We start from the raw sequence: 580 nt of genomic DNA on the forward strand, positions 1-580 counted from the left end.
CGCCGAGCAGGTGCTCTGGACGCTGTGGGACGGCACCGACTGGCCGCGTCGGCTGCGCGAGGAGGCCGAGGGTGCGGGCGAGGGCGCCGCCCGGGCCCACCGCGACCTCGACGCGCTGGTGGCGCTGTTCGACGAGGCCGCGCTGGCCCAGGAGGAGTTCGCCAAGGACTCGCTCGGCGAGATCGTCAGCCGCATCAAGGACCAGCAGATCCCGGCCGGTGCCGGCGCGCGTCCGGGCCGCGACTCCGGCGCCGTGCGGCTCATGACCGCCCACCGGTCCAAGGGCCTGGAGTGGGCGTACGTCGTCGTCGCCGGCGTCCAGGACGGCGTCTGGCCCGACCTGCGCTTCCGCGGCAGCTTCCTGCAGTCCGAGCGCCTGGGGGCCGAGGGCTTGGTCGAGCCGCCGAGCGCCCGCGCCCGCCTCGCCGAGGAGCGGCGGCTGTTCTACGTCGCCTGCAGCCGGGCCCGTGAGCACCTCGTCGTCACCGCCACCCAGAGCGGGCACGAGGACGGCGACCAGCCCTCCCGGTTCGTCACCGAGCTGGCCGAGCACGTGGCCGAGGCGCCGGAGCCCACGCGC

General features: G+C 76.2%; 1 protein-coding gene. It reads left to right on the forward strand.

Annotated features, from left to right (window positions below):
- Positions 1-580: 3'-5' exonuclease (locus AC2W7G_RS18175; protein ID WP_485869666.1), on the forward strand; the 580-nt coding region annotated here is incomplete at both ends.

The sequence above is a fragment of the Aeromicrobium sp. PFPM2_SD2 genome (assembly GCF_057364525.1).